The organism is Pseudobdellovibrionaceae bacterium (genome assembly GCA_023954155.1).
In the GTDB taxonomy this organism is placed as follows: domain Bacteria; phylum Bdellovibrionota; class Bdellovibrionia; order Bdellovibrionales; family UBA1609; genus JAMLIO01.
Genome location: JAMLIO010000002.1, coordinates 87,345 through 108,227, shown reverse-complemented (window position 1 = coordinate 108,227; position 20,883 = coordinate 87,345). Strand labels below are relative to the sequence as shown.

The following is a 20,883-nucleotide window of genomic DNA, read 5'->3' as shown; positions in this document are numbered from 1 at the left end:
ATATTCCATTCTTTCTAACCATCTTAAGAGTTAGAAATCTTATCTCTATTAGACACCACTAAGTTCATTAAATCCATACTGGTCTCAAGCATATCATTCACTGCTCTTGAGATTCGCATTTGGAAAAATCCGTAAAAAATAATACACACAATCGCTACGAAAAGTCCGCCTGCTGTACAGTTTAGGGCTTCAGAAATACCTTGTGACAACAGAATTGCTTTTGTGGCTGCATCCGCTTTAGATACCGCACCAAACGAACGGATCATACCGATGATTGTTCCAAATAGACCGATCAGAACCGCCACGTTACCAAATACCGCAAGGAACGAAACCCAACCTTCTAAACGAGGGGTCTCTCTTAACACAGCGGCATCCATTGCCACTTGCACTTCTTCGTCAGGTCTTTTGTTCATCACTTGGATTAAACCTGCTTGCAGTGTGTTGGTTAAAGGAGCTTTTTTAGTATCACAGAAAGTGATAGCTTGTCTGATATCCCCTCTAAGAATCATAGTTCTTAAAGTTTCAATCACGCTTTTCTTTCTTACTGTTAAACGGCCTAATGCCACGAACCTTTCAATGATCAAAAACAAAGATAGAAAGCCTATCAATGCGATCATATACATTACAGGTCCGCCCTCGCAAAAAGCTTTGGACAAGAAAAAGTCATACATTTGACATGAGTGCAAATCAGCAGTTGTTGTTGGATCCACTTAAGAAACCTCCTCTAAGCAGTTTTTATTCTAAATCTTATCTCGCCTCAAAGACAAAGGGGAATGCGACTTTAGCAATCTCATTTGGCCCTGGGTCTGGAAACTTTAAAACTCGTAATCTATTTATAATACATTCAGCCAGTGCTCCGCTTCCGACATCGGAACTCTTCACCTTAGCATTACGCATTTTACCCGTATTCACAATCTCCCACTCTAAAACAATTTTACCGACAAGGTTGGGATTCTTCGTTAATTCTACATCATAACATGATTTAATAGCACTTCTGTTTCTGATGATCACACGTCTTACGGCTTCTTTATCAATAGTACTGACAAACTCTCCAGAGTTTCCTTCGACGTTGATGATGGACACACGCCCCTTATCACCAATACCGCCAGCACCACCGTAAGTGGCTTCACCACCACCACGACCTTTAGAGTTCACTCCAGCAATACCCACCGTCGCAGTGCCTTTACCTCCAGCACCCACGTTCTTAAGGTCCGTTCCAAGTCCTTCACCTTCACGGTCTGAAGCTTGGCCCCCATGTCCTGTGGCACTGTCAGCTAAACCAAATGTAGTACCAGCACCCGAATACACTTTGTCTAAATTGCTAGCTGCACCACCTGAACTGATCACACTCAGTAGACCTGATTTGGTGACGTCTTTCTTGGCGGTTTCAGCGTTAGCACCTTCTTTACCTGTACCTACCGCACCACCTGGTTTGTTAGACACCTGTTGGTTGGTCTTTTTAGTTTCTTTATTAGGAGCTACGTCTTGTGGAGTTCCCTTTTGTTCGCCCACTGATTTCACAACAGGACCTTTTTTGCCCTTACTTTGTGTCTCTTGAGGTTTTTTAGTCGGATCATTTTTCTTTTCTTGCACCACAGTCTGCTGTACTTTCTTTTCTGTCACTTGAGTCACTACAGGTTTTTTCTCTAGCTCCTCAAGAATAGGTTCTGGATCTTCTTGTCTGAACTTCACTTGTGGTGGTGGCTTAAATTCAATCACAGCCACTCGATACTGGTCTTCCATTAAAGTGTCTAAATCATTTAAGCCTTTAGATGGTGCAAAGAAAGTCATATAAAGTGCAATCAATGCAGAAATGATAAAGGACATGGCAATGGCCACAACTTCCGATGGTGTAAAATCAAACATCGGAACACCCATAGCTTTAGGCGTTTGCTCTACATAACTGATATAAGCTTGAATCTTATCGCCCATCAAAAAGCACTTCACCATCTCCCCTTGAGCTAAAGTCAGAATATGACTGTCGCCATCAAGTTGAAGTTGGCCTGCTTCACGCAAAGCCGAAATGGGAATGCGTTGAGTTCCACGATATAAAAATCCATCCATCTTTTGCGGGATTCGGATTTGCGCCCCATTGTCGATGTTAATGAATTCATGTTTAAAGTCTAAAATAGAAAGTTTTAAATCACACTCGGGTCTGTTTCCCAAAGTGACTCTTTGTTTTTGGCTAAAGTGATAGGTGCCAATGATACGCTCTTTCCAAGTGAGCATCACTTCCACCACGGAACCGCGACTGTTCACATCAATCACTTCATCTAAGTCTACAAAAGAAGCCGCAGGAGCATAAGTGCCTGCCGCTAAATCTAATCCATCTGAAAGTGAAGCTGTGGCCCCGACTCCCACATGCATAAATCCCGATACAGGTTCATTCGCAGCCGAACGTTGTACAGAAAACTCCTGTTGTGCGCTGATCTTTTGCATCTCTTGGGTAGAAAGTTGCCCTTCTTGATCTTGTGTTGAAGTATGAACAACGGGAGCTTCTTGAGAACTCACCACATGTGGTGCAGAATCAGTCGCCGCAAGATCTTCTGACTTTGATGCAGCTTGGGACTGAGACTCAGTTTTAGCCTGTGATTCTACTTTAGATTGTGTCTGAGCTTGCGGTTGAGATGCAGCATGAGATTGAGACGCCGAGCCCTCAACTGGGGTAGACGCTGCTGAGGCCTTTTGTTGTCCAGCAGCCACTGCTCCTGCATCTTGAGAAGCTTCGCCTACAGCAGAACTTGGAGCGTCTGTCGCATTAGTGCCTACACCAGGAATGCCGATGTAAAAGTTCAAGCGTAAATCTCCAATAGAGATCACATCTTCGTTTTTAAGTTCAACTTCTAAAGTCTTTTGATCATTGACCTCAACACCCGCGTCTGAACCAAGATCACACAGCACGTAAGCGTCACCACGTTTTTCAATCACACAATGCACAGGGGCGACGTCCTTATGGCGGAGCACCAAGTTCACATCGCTTTGTTGACCAATCACAATCTGCGGTCGATCAAACTGTTTGACAGAGATCAACTGATTCTTATGAAAAACTTTGATGACTACTATCTGGCTCAATCTTGACTCCCGTGAACATCTTGTCGTGTCTGGCGCATTTCAGGAATAAAGTTCTCTCGTAATCTTAAAAGTTTTCCAAAGTTTAAGTTTTTATTTTTTAAGATTACAAATAAATCTGGTGAACTGACATCACCTTGAATCAATTCATCTTCGAAAGATAAAACTGTTGTTCGAGGTGCTTGTTTTTGACGAGCTGCTGGTTGCTCGTCTTGAGCATACACTAAGGTTGTTGATAACAATACTGCAAATGCTATAGCTATTTTTTTCATAATGTTTTTAACACATCCTCTAGTAGTTTAATGGTATCAAAGTCTTTCTTTTTAGAGGCTAGACTTTTGTACTTTTGCAACACTTCTGCACCTTGGTCCTTTTTCTTTAGTCCAGTGATGACAGAGATGGCTTGGTTTCTAGCAGCCGCCACATTACCAGGTTCTTCTTTTAAAACTGTGCTATAAATTTTAACACTACCATCGTATGAACCTTGTCTTGCCAGGGCAATACCATGATTGACAGCAATATCTATAGCCATACGATCACCCTTAGACATTCTAGAGCGAGTTTTACCATAAAGAATTTCTAAATGAGGGGCTGGCGTTTCAAAACCATTCTTTTCAATATATTTTTTTGTAGTATTGATGTTAGCCGCTTCATAGTCAGGCTGTATATCCAAAGCTCGTTTATAAAGATTTTGAGCCTCATCCACATTGCCCAACTTGGCCTTGATCAATCCCTGATTGTTAAGCACTCTGACATTATTCTTAGCCACATCATTGATCTTATCTAAGTGTAAGGCCGCTAATTGATACGCTTTATTTTTATAATAATAATAAGCCATATATTCGTGAGCTGTGATGTTTTTGGCATCTGTCTCTAATATCTTTGCCAATTCCTTTTTTAAAGATCCTTCATCTAAATCAGCTTGCACCAGTCGGTTATACACCTGATCCCTAGGCATTTGATTGTCATAAAGTTCCATAACGAAAAAGTCTTCCTGACCGTAATACGTCTTTTCAGGGGCAAGACTATACAGTTCAATACGAGCTATAGAGTAGAAATCCCCATAACCACCCAAACTTGCCGCTCTTTCCAAAGCCTTTTCATATCCCACAATGGCGTTTTGTTTAAAAGGCTCTGCCACCTCTGCAATTTTGGAACGATACTCCTTTAATTCTTCGGCATTCAGGTCTTTAGGAACAGGAGCCGTGACTAACGAGTAAGCCAAATGCTGATAGCCTTGCGCCATACGAGTCAATCCTGCCACAATCCACTCTGGTGCGTCTAAAGCAATGACTCGCTCTGTGGCTTTTTGTAAATCTCCGACCAGCTTAATCTTTTTCTGCAATTCCACCTGTTGTTTGGCAGGATCGGCACTGATTTTCACATCTCTGAGTTCTTTATAGATACTGTCAGTAGCTAAAAATAAACCTTCAGCCGCGTACTTAGCATTTTTCTTTACGCTAAGTTTATTTTGAATTGCAATGGATTCATCAAATGCCTGCTTCGCTTTGGTGATCTGGCGAGTGTCTCTGTACAACCAAGCCAAACGCCCCAGAGCTTCAATCTTTAAATCTTCAGAAGCACCAGGAGTTGTTCTGAATCTTTCGTAGTTTCTAATAGCATCGGCCTTAAGATTTAATTGTTCTGCCAACTCTGCAATTCTAAATAATAGGTTTGCATTGGAATCTTTTTTAGATTGGCTGGCATACAGATTAAAAAAAGCATGAGCTTTAGGAAAGTTCCTTAAGGCTTCATAAATGACACCAATATTATAGTATAAGTCCACATTGACCTTTTCTGGTGCTACTTGAGCCAAATAACTTTCGTAGTCTGCCACTGCACCCACAAAGTCAGCTAGGTTTTCCTTAATAATCCCCGTGAAGAGATAGCTTTCAATAGAACGCTCATCATTTTTAGGCACAGATTGTCTAAATCTCTCATAGGTTTCAAGAGCTAAAAGTTTTTTATCCCCTTTTTCAAAATTGATGGCCGCATTATACAAAGCAAGCCCTGAAAGTTCTGACTTAGGATATTTTTTGTAAAACTCTAGATACGCTTTGGCCGCTTCTAAAGGCTGACCTTTTTGTTCTACGGACTCGGCATTTTTAAATGCTGATTTTTCGACTACATCTTTGACGTCTTTAGCGATATTTTGGTTTGTGGTTGCATTGGATTTTAAAATCTCTAAACCTGCTTGCTCCAAGCCTTTGTAATCTTGTCTTAAGTTATAAATATCTAAAATCAAGTTAGTCGAGTACTCAGCATACTGAGTCTTTGGAAACTCGGTGGTGACTTGCTTAAAGTGCTTTTCTGCTTCATTTAAGTAATTGTGCGCATAAAGCATCGAGGCCAACTTATACATCACCTCTACGCGGTTCTCTGTGTTTTTAGGATTCTTTAAGTAATTTTCAGCATGACCTCTGAATTTTTCTTCTACTGGATTTAACTTTAAAACTTCAGTAGATGAACCCACTTGCTGTTTGATCTGTTCTGTACTCGGAAGCAGTTTTTCTAAAGACAATAAAGTGTTTAATTCTGCTTTTGTTGAATACTCCGTCTTTTTAGAGGCAATGCTGCTGTAAAGCTCTGCGGCTTTGTAGTAGTCTTTCATATCATAAAGCAATTCTGCATAGAAAAAGCGCATCTCACCTTTTTTATCAAATGACGCAAAATTATGATCATAAAGCTTATAAGCCTCTTCGGCTTTTTTCATATTGTATAAGTCTTCTTTGGCTTGGGCCATCTTATGGACCGCAAGAGTGTAAGACTTTAACGTAAATTCCATTTGCTGTAAGGCATTTTTATAAAACGCCTTCTGCGCATTCTTCTTGCCCCAAGGCGACTGAGGTCCAAACTTTTGAATCATCGTAAACACTTCATTGCGAGTATTAACAATGCCTGATTTGGATTCTGCCAAAGTGAACTTCTTGTATTGAAACTCGAAAGTCTTTTCATCCGAAAGTGCTGCGTTTTTTGCCAAATAATCTAGTAAATAGTTTGCGCCAGCACGGTTTCCTGAATCCGAATACAGCATCGCTAAATCTTCTAAAGATTTATTCACTTCATTGGGTGGCAACAAAGCTTTGAAGTAATCGACTGACTTAGTGTAATCCCCCACTTGCGAGTAAAACATAGGAAGTTCTTTTTGAGCTTCTCGCGCCAATCTTTGCGCTGAAGCCATTCTTTCATCAGAACTTTTACTGTCTTTGACAAGTCTAGAGAGATAAACCAAAGCGTCCTTAGGTTGACCTAATTTAAAATAAACCCATGCTAACTTATATGTAGCAATCGGAGTCAAACGCGTCTTTACTTTTAAAACTTCTTTATAATGTTTTTCTGCCTTTAAAAATTCGGCTCTATTTTTAGAGGCCTTACGCGTTGCTAGTTCAAAATAATGATCCGCTAAAGACAAGTTGGCTTCTGTTAAAAATTCACTCTTAGGATGCTCTTTAGCGAGCTTTTCGTAATACTTAATCCCTAAGGCATTTTGATTTAATGCCATAGAGTTATAGCCTAAGAAGAATAACACCTGATCAATGTTTGCACCCTTAGGATTGTCTTTTAAATACCACTGATAAAGTTGAATGGCTTTTTTGTTATAAGCCTGAGAAGGAGCCAGATTTAAAGCAGGACGTTTATTTCTTTTATTGGCTAAATATTCTTTTAATTGTTCGTCATACTGTTCGTTTAAACGCTTTTCAACCAAAGTGGCCTTTTCCGTATAGGCTTTAGCCAAACGCAACCACACATCGCCTCTGTTTCTTTGAGATTTTGTCTTTTCTGATAACTTATAAAGCTGATCAATCTGTTGATCTAAATACTTTTCAAATTGCGCTTCAGATGTTCCAGGTTGTGAAGTTAAAGTGGTGGTCTGCACGGGCCTTACCATGCGCAGATTCACAGGTGCAGGTCTTTGTGCGGCTTGAGCCTTCTTGGCTTTTTGAGCAGGCAAGGAAGCTCTTTCTTTTTTAATATCCTTAAGAACATGCCCTACTGTCTTTGCACTGACAGTAGATGCAAAAAACAATACAGATATGGCGGCTGCGCAAAGCAGCCTATTATTGACACTGGCTTGTACCAACATAATGGTAGTTTCCTATTTCATCTAACCAGTATTCACCCTTAAACGGCCAATACTCGTATCCGTTTTGAATGTAGTAATTACGAGACGTCTCTTGATCTACATACGACTCTTCTGAGTCATTTCCACTTAATTCTTTTCTAGCTAATTCCGTTTTTGAGTTTAAAACTTCGTATTTAATATATTCTTTTTGATCGTTAAGTTCGACTAACTCTTTAGCCATAAGCTTTAATGAGTCTTCAACAAATTTTGATAGATAAGTCTCTACGTTTTCAATTCGACCATTTAAATACTTAGTGATCTGCTGCCCAAGGTTAGACTTTAACCAATTGGCAGGCTGCTTGCGAAGTCTCTCGCGTTCTGCATATAAATTCAAAAGATAGTTATAGTATCTAGAAAACTCGGCCTTTTTAGTGATATAACGAAGAGCCACACCTGGAATGCCGTTATAGCTGTCACGGATGGTCTTGCCAGGAACTTTTAAATCTTCATACATTCTATTGGCTTGAATCAGATTTTCAGTTTTAGCCTTTCTGTCTGATACATAAGCGTTGATCTGAGACTGCATTTTACCATAAGTGGTATCATAGCTTGCCAAAACTTTGTCTACTTCGTCGTAACGGCAAATATAAAGATAAACAATCGAACGTAAAATCAAGGACTCTGGCTGATATTTGTCATCATAAAATTTAGAATGCAAAGATTGGAAGTTACTCAATGCACTTCTAAAACGCCCAGAACGCAGTAACGCCCAACTCGATTCAAAAATAGAGTCATGCCAAAAATAAGAGTCTCTTGGGATCATTCGATAAGTAGAAATAGACTGATCCCATAAACCCGCCTGATAATAAGCACGCGCTCGTCCCATTAAGGCCCCAACTCGTTGAGTGTCTGTGATGCCTTTCTCTTTTCTAGCGTTCACCGCTCGAGTAAAGCTGATCACAGAAGCCTTAGCATTTCCCTGTTCAGCAAAAGCCAGTCCTCTACTGTATTGCGCTTTAGCATAGAGCTTACTTGAACTAGGCACTCGCGCAAAAGAGGCTGCGGCTTTAGCATAATGTTTGCCCTCTAAATACACCTCACCAATTCTATAATATAAGAGGTCTTGTTTGCTTTTAGGGAATTTTTTTAAATTTAATTTTGACAGGGCGTACACCAAGGACTCTTGATCCCCAATCTCAAACCCCAGCTCATACAACACCTCTAGAGCGTCATCTACTGGACCGCGATTGAGCTTTGCGATGACCGTAAGATAGTTAATGGCCGCCTGATTGAGGTTGAGCTTATTTAATGTTCGACCTAAATTATAAAGTGCTTGCGGATGCTCGAGTTTATACTGAGAGTTTTTTGTAATGTCATAAAATCTTTGGGCTGCTTGCAAATACTCTCCACGGTTCATCGAGTATTCAGCTCTTTTGTAAGCTTGTGAGGCCGCAAAAACATTTTGCCCCGCCAATAACATCAAGGCGCATATTAAACCAAATCCAAACAAGTGAGTCTTTTTATTTTGCTTACTCATCGTCTTTCAACCTCTGGAAAATAAAAGCTCATGCCAATCGAGAAGTAAATCAGTTCACTCATGACCTTTTTACCTCGACTTGCACCCACTAAAGATTTTTTACCTTTGGCTTGGAATAAGTTTCCGCCAATTTCCCAACGGATCGTAGATTTAGTAGAAACTGGATGCACCTGACCAATTGCTCCATGCAGTGAAGGCACTGTTTGACTGTCATCCGTCAGAATCAACCCTCCCCCAAAGCTAAAATAAAGCTCAAAAGGATCTATGGTCTTTTCAAATAAACTTAGTTTTCCATAAATAGGTGACCAAAGCAGATTTACACCCAGATAGCCTTGTGGGGTCGACAAATCCGAAGAGGTGATGGCATAGCGATTTTCGATGTCATCAGTGAAGTCTCTTCCTATTTGTCCCGAGAACCAAAGCTGTCCTTCAACGGCCCATCGCTCACTGAAGTGATAACCCACATGAGCCTTCCCACCTAAGCTTGTAAACAACTTGTTGTTCAAAGATCCAAAACCTGAAACAAACACTTCCCAGCGCTCTGTCTTAGGGAAGAACTTCTTTTGAATCACAGCAATATTTTTATAGGGTTCAAGATCACCTAACTGATCAGAAACTTGCGACTCGGATTGAGGTGCGGATTGTGAGCCTGACCGAGGCGATTCCAGTTCTACATCTGATTCCTCAGCCCAACTGTTTTGACCAGTTAAAACCAAACACAATATAAATAAAAGTTTTGATATATGTACACTCATCTAATTAAAGGATAACAAAGCTTTTAGATAAGGAAAGAATTTCTGTAAGAACTGGACTGTAAGTATCTAATTCAATTCAAAAACTTTTGATTTTTAAATCAAGAAACTAAAGCCTAAAACGATCTGAGTATCAAATAGAAGCTTTTTATCAAACTTCGAAGCATCTACCTTTGGTGCAGGAGTGTCGTTGTCTAGCCTATCACTAGGGTCTGCTGCATTATAAGTTGAGGTGATGTCCACGCCATAATAAGCACTGAGCAAGAGGTCTAATCGAAATGCTATGCTGGGCGTCAAATAGAACCTCTGACCAACGCCTAGGTTGATCATAGGAGCAATGTCCCCATCCATCAAATAAGCCCCACCACCCAACAGACCATATAAAGATAAATTCATTACACTTTGTTTGGTGATACTGATTTTACCATAATAGGCTGTGTGCTGATAATGTGCCGCTAGCATAATATTTTTATGTGGAGCCCTACTGGCATCAAAATACTTTGCTGTACCAGAAATAGGAATCACATCACCACGTCTTAATTTTTCACCATTAGAGGACAATCCATCGGGGAAAAAGCTTCCCATAAAGTGGATTCCACGAGTGTTATCAAAATGATAGGTCAAAGACAGGCCAAAATTATACGGGTTATAAATGGGTTCTGACATCACAGTACTACCAAATAGATTCACTTCAAAACGTTCTGCGTGGTTCACCCTGCGACTTTTAATGGCGATCTTCTCGTCAAATACAGGCAGGACCGCTTCTTGCGCCAGTTCATCTTCAGGAAATCTCACACTGGCGGCATGACCCTCAACTGATACCAGCCACGTCACAGCCATTATGCTCAAACCTAATACTGCACTTGAAATTAGCGATTTGTTTTTGCCTTGTCTTCCCTGATGCGACTTCAAACCCGCCTCCCCCTATTTATAATCTTAAAAACTTTACTTCTTAGCTTTTAAGATCATTTCGCAAACTTCGCGGACTGCTCCGTATCCGCCTGGATTTTTTGTGATAAAATCCGCTTTGCTTTTGACCTCTTCTAAAGCATGGGGCACAGATACACCAAACCCCACAACCTCAATGAGAGGAACATCCATAATATCATCTCCAATATAAGCTATTTCTTCCAATTCAAAACCTGTCTTTTGTCTAATATCCTCAAGAGCTGGCCTTTTGTCCGATGCCTTTTCATAAAAATGATCTACTTTTAAAAATTTAAAGCGCTCACGAACATCTAAGGCATCGGCGGCTGTGATGATTCCCACTTGGATGCCTTCGGCTTGCAAACGCTTAAAACCCATGCCGTCGTAAATGCTAAAGTGCCTTTTCCAGTTTCCATCAGAGTCCAACCAAACAGTAGTATCTGTCATGACCCCATCTACATCTGAAAGTAATAATTTAATTTTTTTAAGTTTTTCCTGCATAAGAACATTCTAACGAATTTTCTGCGCAAGTAAATCCTGAAGATGAATAAGACCTATGGGTCTATTGGTATTTTCTGCCGTTCTGTCGTTGACAAACAGACATTGAATTTTAAATTGCTCCATTAAAAACAGGGCCTTTTCAGCCAACTCTGATTTATCCAAGGTTTTAGGGTGGGCTGACATCAAATCCTTAGCCTTTAAAGAGATAAACGTAGACTGCACAGAACCCTTATCAATATCTTGGCTCATTCTGCGCCTTAAATCTCCATCTGTGATCACACCAATAAGGTCTTGGCTTGCAGAGTCCACAACTCCACAAATGCCCCTAACCCCTGCTTTAGTCATTAAATATAAAATATCTTTAAATGACGCGTCCTGATCCACAATGGGTAAATCTTCTTCCAGCATGACATCTTCCACACGGGTCAATAAACGACGCCCTAATTTTCCGCCTGGGTGATAAATGGCAAAATCTTCTTGTTTAAAGCCTTTCACCTTTAAAAGACTCATCGCTAAAGCATCCCCCAATGCCAAGGTCACTGTGGTGCTTGTCGTAGGCGCCAACCCCAGCGAGCAGGCTTCTTGTTTCACAGCGATATTTAATAAAACATCACCCGCTACCCCTAATCGACTTTGCGGATTGCCCGTCATGGCAATGATCTTCACCCCTCTACGTTTAGCGTACTTGATCAGATCTTCCAGTTCAGAGCTTTCACCACCATAACTGATCAAAACCAAAATATCATCTGGAGTCACCACACCCAAATCACCATGGGAGCCTTCTGCAGGATGCAAATAGATCGCAGGAGTTCCTGTTGAACTCAATGTGCTTGATATCTTACGAGCAATGATTCCTGATTTGCCTATACCAGAAATAATCGCCTTCCCACTACAGTCTTGCAGTAACTCTACCGCCTTTACAAATTCATCCCCAATGGTTTGAATGACATCTCGAACCGCATCGGCCTCAACTTCTAAAACTCTTTGAGCTTCATTGATAATTTCAACTCGTGACATAGCCCACCTATTTTCTTTTTGCGCTCTCATCCAAAGCGGTTTTAATCAAACCAAAAAATAAGGGATGAGGTTTAAGGGGTTTAGATTGGAATTCAGGGTGAAATTGCACACCTACATAGAAGGGGTGTTCAGATTGAGGCAGCTCCACAATCTCAACCAAATCCCTTTCGGAACAGACACCTGACAGGTGCAGACCTTTAGACTCAATCATGGATTTAAATTTATTGTTGAATTCAAATCTATGGCGATGTCTTTCGCTGATCTGATCTTCGCCATAATATTTATGCACTACCGACCCTGGTTTCAGATCACAAGGGAAGGCACCTAGTCTCATGGTCCCCCCCAAGCCTTTAAGTAACTTTTGATCTTCCATTAGATCAATCACATATTCAGGAGTTTCTACTTTGCGCACAAACTCACGACTTGTGGCCTCTCTAAGACCACACATATTGCGCGCGTATTCCACAACCGCCATTTGCATCCCAAAACAGATTCCCAGAAATGGAATCTTATTCTCTCTAGCATATTGAATCGCCGTGATCTTGCCCTCTGCACCACGTTCACCAAAAGCTCCTGGAACCAGAACCGCGTCAATGTCCTTAAAAACTCTTTTCATTTCATCTTTGGTCAAAGTTTCCGAATCAATATATTTCACCTCAACAGCACAACGATTTTTAATTCCTGCGTGGTTAATGGCTTCATGTAAAGATTTATAGCTTTCTTTAAGGTCGACGTATTTTCCCACAAGACCCACTGTGATCTTTTGTTTAGGGTTTTTCACGGCATCGACAATGTCCTTCCACTCAGTAAGATCAATATCGCTTAAAGGCAATTCCAAACGTTTACATACCTTTGCATCTAATTCTTCTGCAAATAATTTCAAAGGAACTTCATAAATGGACGAAGAATCTTGCGCCCCAATGACATTCTGAGGATGCACGCTGCAAAACAGACCTATCTTAGATTTTAAATCCGAAGGAATCTCTTTATCACTTCGGCAAACCAAAAAGTCAGGCTGGATACCTACTGCTCGAAGCTCTTTCACACTATGTTGAGTGGGTTTACTCTTTAACTCTCCCGCAACCGCAATGTATGGAATGTAAGTCACATGAATAAATATAGAGTTCTCAAACCCCACATCCGCACGTAGCTGGCGTATGGATTCAATAAAGGGTAAGCCTTCGATGTCCCCGACAGTACCACCTATCTCCACAATTGAAATGTCCACATTCTTGGAAATTCTTAAAATACGATTTTTAATTTCATCTGTAATATGAGGGATCACTTGCACTGTCCCCCCTAAATAATCCCCACGTCTTTCTCTGGAAATCACACTTTCATAAACCTGACCCGCAGTGGTGCTGTGGGCTCTTGTCAATTCCACTGAAGTGAATCTTTCGTAATGTCCTAAATCCAAGTCTGTTTCTGCACCATCATTGGTGACGTACACTTCCCCATGTTGAAGTGGCGACATAGTTCCTGGGTCGACGTTGATATAAGGGTCACATTTCATCAAAGATATTTTATATCCTCTTGCCTCTAAAAGTGCACCAAGGCTTGCAGCTGTTAGACCTTTACCAATGGACGAGACCACTCCACCTGTAATGAAAATGTATTTGGTATCTTTGCTCTCTTTTTGTTCTTTTACATCTGTCACGTTACACCTTTTTTGTACCCATAAAATTTAATCGTTTGGGCCTTTTTAGGCCCCATCACTTACTGCTGTGTTAGAAACTTTTCTAACTTCAACAGATCTTCTTTTGTGTCCACACCTTGCGAATGATAATCCGTCTTTAAGACATAAATGCTGTAGCCTAAATCCAAAGCTCTAAGTTGCTCTAGGGATTCGCTCTGCTCTAAATCCGAAACAGGGGCTTCACAAAAACTCTTTAGAGCTTCATAAGTGTAAGCATAAAGCCCCACGTGCTTAAGCACATTAGGATGCCCCACATAAGGCGGCGTTCGAGAAAAAGGAATCGGCCATCTTGAAAAATAAAGGGCTTTGCCTTTTTGGTTCACCACCACCTTCACCGCATTTTTATTCTCGATATCCTCAAGCACAAGTTCTGCACCCAAGGTCACCCAACAGTCTTCGTTTTGTTGTTTGATAAACTCAGCCAAAGCCTCAATGGCTCGCGGATCAATGAGTGGTTCATCACCTTGGATGTTTATAATTTTACGAGCGGTTTGGTATTCAGGATGAGAGCTAAGAGCTTGCCAAATTCGATCCGTCCCTGAAGCGCACTCCACAGGGGTCATCACGACTTTAAAGCCCGCTTCAGTGACTACTGCTGCAATCTCTTCTGAATCCGTGGCCACAAAAAACCCATCCAAAGCTTGGCATTTGGCCACAGCCTCACAGACCCATAAAATGATTGGCTTATTTTTGAGGGGTTGAAGGGGTTTACGCTCAAGGCGCGTGGATCCAAGTCGAGCTGGGATAACACCTATTAACTCCATTTTTCTCCTAAAGGTTCTTATGTAATTAGCATAAAACACTAGGTCTGTATAGGTGGAATTCTTAGCATTTCCCTTAGTTTTTAGGGGGTACCGCGACCCATTCAGCCCATACCGACTGGATCAGCTCTTCGACCCCTTTTTTGGTTTTAGCCGAGACCACAAAGGGCACAATACCTAGGGCCTCCACCCCTTTTATGGCCTTATACTTTTGGCTTTGATTGACCTTGTCCGCCTTATTCAAAACCACATAAACAGACTTAAAGTTGGCCTGCGCCCACCTGACAATCATCTCTTCTTCGGGTTCCCATTCTCGGCGGATGTCCATAATTAAAAGCAGGCCACGCAAATTTGAACGCACAGACACATAGGTTTCAATCATCTCTTCCCAAAGTTTCTTTTCTTTTCCTGCTCTTTTAGCAAAACCATAACCTGGCATGTCCACCAAGCGGTACTTGTCTGCGGCTCTAAAGAAATTGAGCAATCGAGTCTTCCCAGGCTGACCGCTGACTTTGGCGATCTTCATCCCTGTCCACGCATTCACCAAAGAGCTTTTTCCTGAGTTCGAACGACCCACAATCCCCACTTCGGGCAAAAGCTTTTCAGGATAGTCTTTCGGATAGACTGCACTTTTTTCAAACTCAAACTTCATGATGGCTCCCTTGTCTGTCCGTATCCTATGAGTCCGTTTTACGGACATGATTCTCTCAAAGCAAGCCCATTTGCATTCTTTACTGGCTTCACCTTCGCATTTTAAAAAGGATGGGTTTTCACAAGCATGGCTCGTGGGTCTTTGCTTATACGGATTTCAAGTTAAGACTGAAATGATTACTAGGCCACAGGAAAATGCAGCCAAAAAACCCAAGCACAAGATATACAGAAATCCCTAAGGAGAAAAAGCTTATGAGCTTTACCAAAACCGATACAACCAGTGGTGCACAAACACAATTGATGGACCGCCCCTTTGAACACGTCACTGATTTTTTTCTTAGCGTGCCTGATCAAAATCTTCAGCTTTCTTTGCCTGAATTTCTCACCGTAGGACGTGATCGTTCGAACTCTTTAAAGATCAATGATCCTTGTGTCTCTTCAAGGCATTCTCGTATTGAACGCCATGGAGCTAAATTCATCTTACGAGATTTGCGTTCTAGAAATGGCACTCACTTAAACGGTAGCTTGGTTCAAGAGGCCATTTTACAGCATGGGGACATCATCACCTTAGGTAAAACCGACATCTTGATTCAATCTAAAACCATGACCTACCCCAAATCCCAGTTGCAGTCTAAAAATACAAAGTGGGCGCAACAGCTTAATTTTCTGCCCTCTATCTCCCAGTCTTCTTTTCCCGTTCTTCTGCAAGGTCCTACAGGCAGTGGTAAAGAAGTTTTAGCCCAAGAGATTCATAAGCTTTCACAACGAAATCAGAAAAAACTTGTGACTCTGAACTGTAGTGCTTTCACCTCTACACTTTTTGAAAGCCAACTTTTTGGTCACCTTGAAGGCAGCTTTACTGGTGCGCACAAGGATCGCAATGGCGCTTTTCAAGAGGCCCATGAAGGAACTTTATTTTTGGATGAAATCGGGGACTTGCCCTTAGACCTTCAACCTAAACTCTTACGTGCTTTGGAAAATAATGAAATCATACCCGTGGGGTCCGATAAACCTATTCACGTGGATGTCCGTATCATCGCAGCCACCCATAAAGACCTTAATCAAATGGTCAACGATGGGCTCTTCCGCGAAGACCTTTTGTACCGTTTGCAGACTTTTATTTTACGTCCGCCTTCACTTACTGAGCGCATCGAAGACTTTGACTCTTTGATCTTTGGTTTTGCCAAAGAGTTTCGAGTTCGATTTTCACACAATTGCATCCAAGAACTTAAGACTAAAAGATGGCCAGGAAACATTCGTCAACTCAAACAAATGGTGCAAAGAGCTTCTGTTTTATTCCAAGGCCAATCCATTAACCCCGAAGACATTTCTTTGATTTTAAACGAACCTGAAAAAGCCGAGCCCACAAAAGGACTCGAAGAACTGATCCATTCCCAAAATAAAGGAACTCTTGGTGGTGGCTCATTGATCAAACAGTTTGAAAAAGAAATGATCTTAGAACGTTTGGCAGCTAACAGAGGCAATCAAAGACAGACCGCACGCGAACTTGGAATTGCAAAATCCACCTTGAATGATCGCATCAAGGCCTACAAAAAAGAACTTCAACTTTAAAAGTCACTTATGGTTTACGGGACGTGGTTTAAAATCGACGTCCAAATCACCTTGAAATCAACCTTGTTTTAATAACTTCTTTTAAATTTTTATTATTTTTAAACTATTAAGGGACAAGGCACAGATGAACAAATTTTAAATATTTCATTTCTGGATGGACATGCAGAAAAGGATGATCGCTGCCTTGGCCTGATATTCTTAAAATTTGTCCTCGTCTTCGTGCTTGTGACAGAGATTCTTGGATAATGTGATCAAAATCATCAAAGCTGATATGACTTGAGCACGAACTGAGCACCAAATCACCCCCCACCTTCACTTTGCGAGCTGCTTTTGCAAAGGCCTCAATGTATTTTGTGATGGCCTGTGGTTTTTGCTTTTCGGAATGAGTCATAGACGGAGGGTCAACAATGATCATGTCCCATTCGTCATGGTCCACATGGGACTCTAGAAATTCAAAGACATCTTCTGCAAAACCTTTGTGTTTTTCTTTTGCAAACTGATTTAAGACCCAATTGTCTTCAGCTTGTACGATGGCCCCCTTAGAGATATCCACACTCGCCACAAATTTAGCTCCCCCTGCCCCTGCGTACATAGAAAAACCACCTGTATAGCTGAACAGATTGAGCACAGTTTTGTCTTTGGATTGACTTCTAATATAATTCCTGTTGTCTCTTTGATCTAAAAAGAACCCTGTTTTTTGCCCTTGCAGAACTTTAATTTTAAATTGCAGGCCGTTTTCTTGAATCACAAGATCTTCGGGAACATCCTCGCCGTATACGATCTTTAAACTTTCAGAGGCTCCGCGTTCTTTTATGACAATGGATTGCAGGTCAAAGCCCCATATATCTTTAAAAACGAGCGGCATCTTATCTCGTAATATACTCAAAATCTTTTCTGAACCCCAAAATTGCTCTGGACCTTTACCATCAAATTGTAAGACTGCCACATTATGATAGACGTCACAGACTAAACCAGGCAGATAGTCCCCTTCACCGTTCACCCACCGAAAAGCATTCGTCTGTGTTTCAGTAAGAAAACGTCGTTTTTGGGCTGCAGTTTTAATGGCCTCAGCAAAAAAATTCTCATCAGGCTTTTTATCTTTAAGGCTTAAAACTCTAAAAGAAATCGGAGAATGAGGGTCATAAATGCCCCAGGCTAAAAACTGCTTCTTAGCATCTTTTAGCACTGCAAGCGAAGCCTCCATCTTTCCTTGCAAACCTGAAATAGGCAGTAAAGCTTCTTTATAGACCCAAGGGTGGCCTTGCAATATACTTTTTCTTAAATTTCGATTTAAAAATATAACCATAATTTCCCTAAAATTAGCTTTACTTGCCTTTTTAGCTTACGTCTATAGTGATTTATCACCTAGACACCCGTTTCATTTTGGTCCGAAGTCCAGCAGGTCCATTGCACTAGGCCTGTAAGTCCCGTATTCTTAACCTATGAGAGTGTTTTTTGTGACCTTTCTGGTTCTTTTAATGACTTCGATCCTACAAGCCCAAGCCAAATCCACACCTAATCCTAAATGGTTTGCCTGCAAACGTTTTTCAAATTGTATCAAAGTCACGGGCAATGTGTGTAACCGTGCAGTGGCTGTCCATCGAAAGTATCAGTCTGATTATTTAGACTTTGTTGAGGAGCTGCAATCTCATGACGACTGCACCCCCATTTCTGATGCGCAAGTTATGGAAGACCTTAAAAAACGTCCTACATGCCGTGACGGCAAGTGCATCTTGATCATCCCCAAAGACTAAAACTTAATACGAATACGAATACGAATACGAATACGAATACGAATACGAATTTTTATAGCTCTTTTTACTAATGGGCTTCAAGCCAATTTTTACCCTTAGAGCAGTTCACCACAAGTGGGACTTTAAGTTCAATGATGTTCTCCATCACCTCTTGAATCAATTTCATCTGTTCTTGGATTTCGGCTGGCTCACACTCAAAAATCAATTCATCATGAACTTGTAAGATCATAGGGGCTTTGACCTGCTTATGCACTTCAATCATTGCAAGTTTCACAATATCCGACGCTGTCCCTTGCATAGGGGCATTGATCGCAGCTCGTTCACCAAAAGCTTGCATGACTCTGTTTTTGGATTTCAATTCTGGTAAATATCTACGTCGCCCTAAAATGGTTTCGACATAACCTTGGTCTCTAGCCACACGAACAATTTCATCCATATAGGCTTTGATCCCTGGAAATTTATTGAAGTAGGTTTCAATAATACCTTTTGCCTCGGTTCTAGAAATTTTTAAATTCTCAGCCAAGCCATACGCTCCTTGACCATAGGCAATCCCAAAGTTGACCGCCTTAGCAATGCGCCGTTGATTGCGATCCACATCAGAAATGGCAATTCCAAACACTTCAGAAGCCGTTACTGCGTGAATGTCTCTGTCATTTTTATAAGCTTCAATCAATGCACTATCCCCAGCGATATGCGCTAGAACTCTTAATTCAATTTGACTATAGTCTGCGGCAATCAACTCCCAACCTGGAGTGGGAACAAAAGCTTTCCTGACTAAAATTCCTTTCTCTGTACGAATGGGAATGTTTTGTAAGTTGGGATTCACACTAGAAAGTCGTCCCGTGGTGGTGAGAGCTTGTCTAAAAGTCGTATGCACACGTCCCGTGTCGGCATGAACCAATTTAGGCAAAGCATCAACATACGTGGACTTTAACTTTGCAAGCTCTCTGTACTCTAAAACTTTTCCTGCGATAGGATATTCAGTGAGTTTTTCTAACACTTCCGTTGCAGTTGAAAAACCTGTTTTGGTTTTTTTAGATGTGGCAATGTTCATCTTAGTAAATAAGATTTCGCCCAGTTGCTTGGGGCTATTGATATTAAACTCTTCACCAGCAAGCTCATGAATTTCTTTTTCTAAAATTTCGATGTCAGTTTTTAAACTCTTACTTTGCTCTTCAAGTATCTCTGTGTCGATACGAACACCTAACTTTTCCATTTTTAACAGAATAGGCATGATGGGCTTTTCTATATCTTCATAAACTTTGCGCACAGACTCTGGCATTTTGTGTTTGATCTTTTCTAAAAGTCGCATGTGAGCATTGATCAAAGCCAGTGGACTTAGCCCATCTGGAACTGAAGGCCCTAAATACTCTTGATGGAGGGTTCTGAAATCAATATTGCCAGCATTCACAGCATAAGCCGCAAGCATCAAATCGTCTTCAAATTCTGCGGTTTCAATTCCTAGTTCTTTCCAAAGTGTTTTTAAATCATATCCAGACCATTTAAGCCTCTTAGAACTCAATACAGCTCTAACTTCATCTGTGATCTCTTCTAACAGATAGGCTCTCTGACCTTCTATCAAAAAATAATAGGGATGCTCCTCAAAAAAATACACCGAAGAGCCTTCTTTTAAATCCTTAAGGGCAGCAACAACTTGATCCTTAAGGATCTCATACTGAGTGGCTTTTGAAGAGGTTTCTGTTTCAATCTCTTCCACTGTAGTTCCTAAAAGTTGTTCAGCAAAGGTTTTAAAACTAAACTTAGCAAAAAGCTCTTTGAGTTTCCCTTCGTCTCTGAATTTCATCTTAAAAAAATCTGCATCCGTAGGAACTTCTACATCTGTTTTGATGGTGACTAGAGTTTTAGATAAATAAGCTTCATCTTTATTTTCAATAAGTTTGGTTTGCAGACTCCCCTTTATGCTCTCCACTGCGGCATAAATCGCATCCAAGTTATCGTGATCGGCAATTAACTTTTGCGCTGTCTTAGGACCTACGCCGCGTACACCTGGCACATTGTCAGAGCTGTCGCCAATCAAAGCCAAGTAATCAATAAACTGACGAGGCTGAACCCCCCACTTTTCTTTTACGCCGTTGACGTCGTAAGTGACACTCTTCATTGTATCAAGCATCACTGTCTTATCAGTGATGATCTGTGCAAAGTCTTTATCGGCACTGACAATGACCACTTCAAAACCATTCTCTTCTCCCCAACGGGCATACGAGCCAATCAGATCATCAGCCTCAAAGCCTAAAATATCTAAACGTGGAATACCCAAAAGGTCTGTGATCTCTTTGATGTAGGGCACTTGCAGCTGCAAGTCTTCAGGCATCTCTGTGCGATTGGCTTTATATCTGGGATCAAGTTCTTTACGAAATGAAGGCTCAGGTCTATCAAAACAGTAAACCATATAATCTGGTTTATAATCATTGAGCAATTTGACCGTCATACTGACAAAACCATACAAGGCATTTGTGGGAAACCCCTCCTTGCTGCGAAGGTTGGGGATAGCGTAATACGCCCTAAAAAACATGGCACTGACGTCAACAAGATAAAGCTTTTTCATGCCTTATTCATAGCTTA

16 protein-coding genes are annotated in these 20,883 nt (G+C 41.1%); 2 read left to right on the top strand and 14 right to left on the bottom strand.

The genetic code is table 11. The features are described 5' to 3' along the window. Positions 1-23: 23 nt before the first annotated feature. The 12 genes from M9899_03280 to yihA all read right to left on the bottom strand — a co-directional run bounded on the left by M9899_03280 (position 24) and on the right by yihA (position 14,975). A complete protein-coding gene (locus M9899_03280) occupies positions 24-617 on the bottom strand; it encodes a MotA/TolQ/ExbB proton channel family protein (protein MCO5113178.1) in 594 nt (197 codons plus the stop codon). Positions 618-747: 130 nt separating this feature from the next. After that, positions 748-3,072 (bottom strand): AgmX/PglI C-terminal domain-containing protein, encoded by a 2,325-nt coding sequence (locus M9899_03275; protein ID MCO5113177.1) that lies wholly within the window; start codon positions 3,070-3,072, stop codon positions 748-750. Further along, entirely contained in the window at positions 3,069-3,341 is a 273-nt protein-coding gene (locus M9899_03270; GenBank protein MCO5113176.1) for a hypothetical protein, read from the bottom strand. The genes M9899_03275 and M9899_03270 overlap by 4 nt, the downstream gene beginning before the upstream one ends. Further along, on the bottom strand, positions 3,338-7,153 hold the full coding sequence (locus tag M9899_03265; GenBank protein ID MCO5113175.1) for a tetratricopeptide repeat protein: 3,816 nt from the start codon (positions 7,151-7,153) through the stop codon (positions 3,338-3,340). The genes M9899_03270 and M9899_03265 overlap by 4 nt, the downstream gene beginning before the upstream one ends. Then, entirely contained in the window at positions 7,128-8,669 is a 1,542-nt protein-coding gene (locus M9899_03260) for a tetratricopeptide repeat protein (GenBank protein MCO5113174.1), read from the bottom strand. The genes M9899_03265 and M9899_03260 overlap by 26 nt, the downstream gene beginning before the upstream one ends. Next, positions 8,666-9,424: an outer membrane beta-barrel domain-containing protein gene (locus M9899_03255; GenBank protein ID MCO5113173.1), complete on the bottom strand. Its 759-nt coding sequence runs from the start codon at positions 9,422-9,424 to the stop codon at positions 8,666-8,668. The genes M9899_03260 and M9899_03255 overlap by 4 nt, the downstream gene beginning before the upstream one ends. Before the next feature lie 93 nt (positions 9,425-9,517). Continuing rightward, the gene (locus M9899_03250; protein MCO5113172.1) at positions 9,518-10,261 is read right to left on the bottom strand and encodes an outer membrane beta-barrel domain-containing protein; all 744 of its coding nucleotides are present in this window, start codon (positions 10,259-10,261) and stop codon (positions 9,518-9,520) included. A gap of 105 nt (positions 10,262-10,366) precedes the next feature. Continuing rightward, positions 10,367-10,849 (bottom strand): HAD hydrolase family protein, encoded by a 483-nt coding sequence (locus M9899_03245; GenBank protein MCO5113171.1) that lies wholly within the window; start codon positions 10,847-10,849, stop codon positions 10,367-10,369. 9 nt (positions 10,850-10,858) lie between these two features. Beyond that, a complete protein-coding gene (locus M9899_03240; GenBank protein ID MCO5113170.1) occupies positions 10,859-11,866 on the bottom strand; it encodes a KpsF/GutQ family sugar-phosphate isomerase in 1,008 nt (335 codons plus the stop codon). A gap of 7 nt (positions 11,867-11,873) precedes the next feature. Next, positions 11,874-13,523, bottom strand: a complete 1,650-nt coding sequence (locus tag M9899_03235; GenBank protein MCO5113169.1) for a CTP synthase — start codon at positions 13,521-13,523, stop codon at positions 11,874-11,876. A gap of 59 nt (positions 13,524-13,582) precedes the next feature. Further along, positions 13,583-14,326: a 3-deoxy-manno-octulosonate cytidylyltransferase gene (gene kdsB / locus M9899_03230; protein ID MCO5113168.1), complete on the bottom strand. Its 744-nt coding sequence runs from the start codon at positions 14,324-14,326 to the stop codon at positions 13,583-13,585. Between the two features lie 73 nt (positions 14,327-14,399). Beyond that, complete coding sequence (gene yihA / locus M9899_03225) at positions 14,400-14,975, bottom strand: ribosome biogenesis GTP-binding protein YihA/YsxC (GenBank protein MCO5113167.1); 576 nt, start codon at positions 14,973-14,975, stop codon at positions 14,400-14,402. Between the two features lie 251 nt (positions 14,976-15,226). Here yihA and M9899_03220 point away from each other — a divergent pair, with 251 nt between their 5' ends. Next, entirely contained in the window at positions 15,227-16,546 is a 1,320-nt protein-coding gene (locus M9899_03220) for a sigma 54-dependent Fis family transcriptional regulator (protein MCO5113166.1), read from the top strand. A gap of 106 nt (positions 16,547-16,652) precedes the next feature. Here M9899_03220 and M9899_03215 read toward each other — a convergent pair whose 3' ends face one another. Continuing rightward, positions 16,653-17,852, bottom strand: a complete 1,200-nt coding sequence (locus M9899_03215) for a class I SAM-dependent rRNA methyltransferase (GenBank protein MCO5113165.1) — start codon at positions 17,850-17,852, stop codon at positions 16,653-16,655. 151 nt (positions 17,853-18,003) lie between these two features. Between M9899_03215 and M9899_03210 the strand changes: the two genes are divergently transcribed. Beyond that, complete coding sequence (locus M9899_03210) at positions 18,004-18,300, top strand: hypothetical protein (GenBank protein ID MCO5113164.1); 297 nt, start codon at positions 18,004-18,006, stop codon at positions 18,298-18,300. 67 nt (positions 18,301-18,367) lie between these two features. On the opposite strand, the gene polA is transcribed toward M9899_03210, so the two are convergent. Beyond that, positions 18,368-20,866: a DNA polymerase I gene (gene polA, locus M9899_03205; protein ID MCO5113163.1), complete on the bottom strand. Its 2,499-nt coding sequence runs from the start codon at positions 20,864-20,866 to the stop codon at positions 18,368-18,370. Positions 20,867-20,883 lie beyond the last annotated feature (17 nt).